The organism is Nocardia seriolae NBRC 15557, from assembly GCF_007990715.1.
GTDB classification, from domain to species: domain Bacteria; phylum Actinomycetota; class Actinomycetes; order Mycobacteriales; family Mycobacteriaceae; genus Nocardia; species Nocardia seriolae.
Genome location: NZ_BJWY01000100.1, coordinates 23,107 through 29,483 on the forward strand (window position 1 = coordinate 23,107; position 6,377 = coordinate 29,483).

Below are 6,377 nucleotides of genomic sequence, written 5' to 3' on the forward strand. Positions count from 1 at the left end.
GCCGCGGACAAACCGCGGACCGGCGCAGCCAGCCGAAATCCCGAATCGCTCCGAAACAAAAACCGCCCGCGACCTCTGACGAGGTCACGAGTGGTTCCTTGGGTTGTGGACCTGACGGACCAGCATACGAACCGGGTGGTGCTGGTCGACGGGCCGGACATCGCGATCAGAGGCGGTGGGCACCCGACCGCGGTTGTCAGTGGTTCAGTTGCCCTGGAGCAAGAGCCGGAACGACGGATGAGCGGGCGTCAGGGGTCGCACGGCGCGAAAATCCTTCTCATCCAACGTCAAGATGTCCCTGGTGAGGTAACGCTCGGCGAGTACGACCGTGACCGCGTCGGCCAGGTCGAGGCGCAGGCCGCGATACTGCTCGATGATCTTCTGGGCGACCCGGAGGTCATCACGGTCCACCGGGGGCACGAGCACCGCGCCCTCCTCGGCCGAGGTGAGCAAGTCATCGAGGACGAGATCGGCTGTGCGGCGGTCCTTTCCGAACCGCGCCACGAGCAGATGATCGACCTCATCCAGCACCAGCGGCGAGACAACCGCAACAGAGGTGGACAGGAATTCGCGCGCCCGCTCGTGCAGTTCCGCGGCGCGGTCGTAGGCGGCGATGATGGCCGAGGTGTCGGCGATGAAGAAGCTCACTCGCCGTATGCCCCGCCGAGCAAGTCCTCACCGGCGGCGGCGAACCCAGGATCACCGGAATCGAACGACGGCCACGGACGGGTTCGGCGGACCCGGTGCGACCGCAACAACACCAACTCGATCCCCTCGCGGATCAAATCCGCTTCCGATCGCCCCGCCGCTTCGGCAGCCTCCTTGAGACGGGCAGCCTGCTCAGGTTCCAGGTACACGCTCGTTTTGGCCTTCATAAACGTAGGGTACTACGTAGGGCATCTCTCGAGTTCGCGCATTGCTGGAAAAACAAGAGAGCCACAGGTCATTGACCTGCGGCTCTCTTGTGGAGTGGACCTGACGGACCAACATACGAACCGGGCAGTGCTGGTCGACGGGCCGGATGTGATCATCCGGGCCGTGGGTTCCCGCCTGGTCGCGGGCGGTGGTGCCCGATGACTGGCCGGGACGACCGCCGCGCGGCGTTTGGGTCGGCGGATGGTGGCGCGGGTGGGTCGGCGTCTGCTCGGCGTCCTATAACCGCCACCCCAAACGCCGAACACGGAATCGGCATCCGTGCCGCTCAACGCCATAATCCGGGGGTGGGGTCGAAATCCCGACTCAGTATCAATACTGGGACATTCTCACGTGGGGAACGGCGCGGCGGGCCTGGTGGCGTGCACCGCGGCGGGCATCCGGACGCGGGTCCGTGGTTTCGTCTCCTCGATCGTGACCGTCGACTTCTCTCCCTCCTGGCCGAACACAAGGTGCTGACCACCCACCAGATCGCCAGCCTGGAATTCACCTCGATCCGCCGCGCGCAGGATCGGCTGGCCAAGCTGCGCGAGATGGGCATGCTGTTCGCTTTCCGTGAGTCGCTCTATGGCGGCGGCACCAGCCAAACACGCCACACCCGCGGCTATCCCGGCGCACGCCTGATCGCCGCCGCACGCGCCCAGAAACCACCCACCCCGGCCGCGCACGCCCTCGGACTCGAACGCCTGGCCTGCTCACCGACCCTCCGACACCGCCTCGGCGTCAACGGGTTCTTCTGTGCCCTGGCCGCCCACCGCAACCCCGCCCGCCACCGTGCCACAGCGAGCCCGAACCCAGTGGAGGGGTTGACACAGTGGTGGTCGGAGAAGCAGTGCACCGACGTTTTCTGGAATACCTACTCTGCCAACGACGATCACATCCGTCCCGACGGATACGGATGCTGGGAACAGGACGGGCGCACGGTGCGATTCTTCCTCGAATACGACACCGGCACAGAGACATTGAGCACCGTCACCGGGAAACTCGCCGACTACCAGAGCTTCCCGACCGACAGTTTCGGCATCCTGTTGTTCTGGCTGCACTCTTTCCGCCGCGAAACCGGCCTACGAACCGCACTACGCCGCGCGCTGGGCGGATGGGATCCCGGCATTGTGATCGCGACCACCGCCGCCAACCTCGTCGGCCCGTACGGCCCGGCAGGGCCGGGGTGGGCATTGTGGACGGCCGAGGATGGCGACACGGTAACCGAACGGCTTCGGCTGACCGACCTGCCCGAACGCGGGCCATGTATAGCGCACCATGCCGACCCCGGCCAGCCCTACACTGAGGCGGCCTTCGACCACTATGACCCACAAGTCCGTGACCTCTTCAACACCCGAAAGGCATCGCACTCCGCATCGCCCGTGGACGGATGCTCCCCCGAACTTCCATATACGACTGGTGATGACGACATCGAAATCGGAATCCGCACGTGGGATAGTGATTAAGTGAGTCATGGGTCAACTGGCGATCAATTTGAGTTTCTCATCGTAGATGCCGTCATCGGTTGCAATGATTCCATTCAACTTCGTTGCAAGGAACGACTCGACGAGATCCAGGAATTCCCACAGGTCATCATTCAGCGTTTCAGGAAATACCTCAATGCTGATCACGGCACTAACATTATCCAGATGGTTGGCAACATCCGAGGGTATCGATTCGATCTCAGATCGAATGTCACTAATTAGATCCGAGATTAGTTTGCCGGTATCGAATCGGGTAATTGCCACGGGTCGGTCGACGCCGGGAAAAGTCAGACGCAACACAGCCCAGCTCGGGTCATCGATTTCAGAATCAACTTCGGATGGCGCAAACACAATCGGCGCGTCTTCGTACCAGAATTCTTCCGTGCCGCTTACAATCTCGCGCCGAGTCAGATCGACACTCTTCTTGCAGAGTATGTTTATGAACAGAGACAACAGTCACAGCCTTCCAATTGTCATTCGATCTTGTCGCCGAGTCGATACGTAACTCGCCTCGACGGATCGACCTTGTCAACAAATGTGATCGTATCATTAGGCCTGAGCACGTCAATTTCTTCCTGCAACTTGATTCGCTCCCGAGCTTCGGGCTTTCCGGTCCGAAGCATCTTGCCAACTTCAAAATAGTCAGTCCCCCCGTGACTGTTGGCGCGTATTCCATCGGGAAACCTGCTGCCCAATTTTACATTTTCAACCTCCAGCACACCCTCGTGTTCCGCGAGGTACTTCTTTGTAGCTACCTGCTGTGCGCCGCCGCGCCGACCGGGCCTGTCCCCCCTTTCGACAGGTTCGAAACGCTCTTTCCTCCACTGGTCGAACGGGAGCACATCATCCTGCAATCCGCCTTTCCTGTACTTGTCAAAGCGGTGGCGTTGGTAACGCCACGTGTCTGCGCCTTCCGCGCCGATCGCCGGCTTTGGACCACTCGGTCTTTCCGGCGGCCAGGATAGATCTACGCTTGCTCGCGCCTTTCCGTTTCCACCGACTTCGATGCGAGAAGAGGGCGCCTCGACTCGCGGTGCCGCTGCGCCTGCTGCCTGTGGCGTGATCGGCTGCGGTGGCGAAACAGGAGGCGGGGGAACCGCCGCTGGTACGCGCCCGGCGGACTGCTGGGTGGTCAGACCCTGCTCGATGCGCGCTTCCACCTCAACCTGAGCCGCAGTCCGTTCTGTGGCTGCCGCAGAAGCTTGTGGTTTTGTAGCCGGAACCGGACTTTCCGGTGGGGTGGCCGATGCCGCCCGTGACCGCGCAGCCGAAGCCGCTTCCGAGGTCGGCGCGGTAGCAGTCGCGCGGGAAAGGTTGGCCTCGACTGATTGTGCAGCGGCGGCCGGGGCAGCGCGGAATCGTCCTGCCAGTCCCGGGGTTTCGGCTTCGACAGCATTGAGTCCGAGACCTGGGGTGGTATCGGGTTTCTGGCGCGAGGGCGGGACACCTTCGCCTGGAATGCTCGGCCCGATCCCGGGTGGACGGATCGGCGGTCCACTCTGAAGGATTTGCGGACCGTCGTAGGCAACGCCCCAGTGGTATCCGTTCTTGTCCTTGATGATCAGCGTGCCGTCGAAGGTTTTGTAGAACGCTTCGCCGGGGACATTGTTGGGGGGATAGATCTGGAACAGCGGGTCCGGCACGGACGGTCCAGAATGGTACAGCTGCGGATTGCCGTGACGATCGAAGTACACCTTGGGCTGGGGATCGGTGCCGATGAATCGTTGCCAGGCTGTGCTGTGATCGTCCGGGACATACACGGTGCCGTCGCTGTTGTACTTGACATCTTGGCCGTCGATTACGAAATGGATCAGCCCGTCGTCGGTACGGATGCCGCCGTCTCTGCCCTTCGAATAGTGGGTAATCGGATTGCCCTGCAGATCAGTGATAGTGACTTCAGTCCATGGCCGGTCCGCCCCGTCGCTACCTCCGTGCGGGACAGTGGTGGTGATTGTCTTGCCGACCATGTCGGTGAGCTCATAGTGAGGTCGGCCGAACTCGTCGGTCCAGGTTTTCAAGCTGTATCCGCGGAGCAGGTCGGTGACGATCTCGAACGGTCGCCCGAAGGAGTCGATGCCCTTCTCGTAGCTCGTTCCGTCTTGTGTGCCGGTAACCAGAACGCTTCCGTTGGAGCCACGATCGATTCGTATGCCGTCGTATTCGATCTGATACCCGGATCCGTCGGCATTATGGCGTCCGGTCACCGCTTGATCGACGCGGCCCTTCTCGTCGAATCGAGAGGTAGTGGTATAGGTTCCGCCCAGTCCGTCCGGGTAGGTTGTGTTGACGCTGCCGTCGGGATTGAGGGTCGTGTCGGCGGTCGAAACGCTACCGTCGGAATTCAGCGAGGTCGTCCGAACTTGCTTTCCGTCGGCGGTGATGGCGGATTCGATCGGCGCGGGCCCGGCCGGGTTCAGGCCGACGGGAACGGTGTAGGTCTTCGCTTGTCCCGGGGCCGCACCGTGTGTGCCATCGGGGTAACGCACCGAATAGGAGCCGTCTGCGTTGGCCGTCCAGGTCGTGACGCCGCCGTTCCCATCGGAGACCGACCGCACTTGGGTGATGGTCCCGTCGGCGTTGCGGATGGTGGTGTCGATGGTTTGGCCACCGGTGCCGGGCACGATGACACTGGTCGCGACGCCGCCATTCCCGGTCGGTGTATCCCACGGCACCCCTTCTGGCCGTAGGGCGAGGACGTCCTCCGGTCGAGGCAGAGCAACTGCGGGTTCTTCGGATGTGCCCGCCGACGTCACCGGTGGAACCGCTACGGGACCAGCCGGAATCGCGTTGTCCGGCTGCGGCGACGCGGGTGCGGCTGGAGCATCCGGCTGCGGTTGCGACTCCGGTACAGGGCGGGTGTGGGCACCGGGATTCGGGACCGTGCCCGGCCGGGGCACTACGAAGCCGTCGTCGTCGAGCACCGAAGACGCCTCGGGATCAGCGATCGGCTTCGCCTGCGCCGCCACCGGCGCGGGTTCGCCTCCGTGCTGTTGCGCGAGAACTCTTCCCGCACTGGTCATTCCGGACTGCGGTGCCGCTGGATCCGCGAACGATGCCGCGACCATGTCCTCGCGTGCCCGGATGCGCTGGTAGATACGTACCGCCTCTGCGGCGTTCTTGACGGTGTAGTTGTGTACACGAGGGGCCCCACTACCGGACCGGCCCTCCGACGTCTGATCCGCAGGTGCGCTAGGGGTCCATCCCGGCACCCACCCCGACTCGGGGGAGAGGGCCATCACAACCAACTCCCGCTGAGATCCGTAATCTTTTGCGCCATAACAGGTTCTGTAGGCTCCAATCGAAGCCGAAGATGGTTAACACCGACGGGCTCGGTGAATTCTGTGCTGGACATGGGGATCGAAGGTCCTTCCAAATCTGGGCATGAAAAATCCCAAGCCCGTTACCAGACTTGGGATAAAGAGGGATCGGCGTCTCAGCTGTCGGCAGGCAACCGAATAAGCTCACTCGACAGGATCGAGCGAATCAGTGCTGAATTGGCGATGGCGGTGTGGCGCCGGGTAGTCACGCCAAATGCGATCAACGCCTCGGGCACTTCACGTCTAACGAGGTCGACCGATCGATTGAGCGGATGCGGCTTCTGTGTGCTCTGCGGCCGATGCCTGCGATGTAGCGCGGCGTCATGCGGGAGAAGTCGGACAGATATGTGCCGAAGATGATGTTCTGCGAGGGGAACGCTTCTCCCCGACGAAGTACACAACGGTACCGCTGGCAACAGCTTGACTTAAGCGACGGAAAGTGTCAACACAGGAGGGGAAAGTGCAGGTAGAACGGAGGGAACTGCTGCCTGCAACCCTGAGCTCGCCGTTCCATGCCGTAGCCTTCGTCGTCGCATGCCACATCAGACGATCACTTGACCGACCCCGTCGCGGAAGAATTCATCGCTCTCCGTTCGGATTCGTGCTCTCACACGATCTCTCGACTGCGAGCGAAGATGTGCTCCTCGCCTTCGCTTAATAC

General features: G+C 62.2%; 5 protein-coding genes. 1 reads left to right on the plus strand and 4 read right to left on the minus strand.

Annotation, left to right across the window (positions count from 1 at the left end; genetic code table 11):
• Window positions 1-204: 204 nt before the first annotated feature.
• The gene (locus NS2_RS25875; RefSeq protein ID WP_052086825.1) at window positions 205-648 is read right to left on the minus strand and encodes a type II toxin-antitoxin system VapC family toxin; all 444 of its coding nucleotides are present in this window, start codon (window positions 646-648) and stop codon (window positions 205-207) included.
• Window positions 645-875 (minus strand): ribbon-helix-helix domain-containing protein, encoded by a 231-nt coding sequence (locus NS2_RS25880; protein ID WP_033089966.1) that lies wholly within the window; start codon window positions 873-875, stop codon window positions 645-647. The genes NS2_RS25875 and NS2_RS25880 overlap by 4 nt, the downstream gene beginning before the upstream one ends.
• A 420-nt stretch (window positions 876-1,295) precedes the next feature.
• Between NS2_RS25880 and NS2_RS25885 the strand changes: the two genes are divergently transcribed.
• A complete protein-coding gene (locus NS2_RS25885; protein ID WP_081986180.1) occupies window positions 1,296-2,381 on the plus strand; it encodes a replication-relaxation family protein in 1,086 nt (361 codons plus the stop codon).
• A 12-nt stretch (window positions 2,382-2,393) separates the two neighbouring features.
• On the opposite strand, the gene NS2_RS25890 is transcribed toward NS2_RS25885, so the two are convergent.
• Window positions 2,394-2,852: a hypothetical protein gene (locus NS2_RS25890; RefSeq protein ID WP_033089967.1), complete on the minus strand. Its 459-nt coding sequence runs from the start codon at window positions 2,850-2,852 to the stop codon at window positions 2,394-2,396.
• 20 nt (window positions 2,853-2,872) lie between these two features.
• Entirely contained in the window at window positions 2,873-5,419 is a 2,547-nt protein-coding gene (locus NS2_RS25895) for a hypothetical protein (RefSeq protein ID WP_143161462.1), read from the minus strand.
• Window positions 5,420-6,377: the final 958 nt, after the last annotated feature.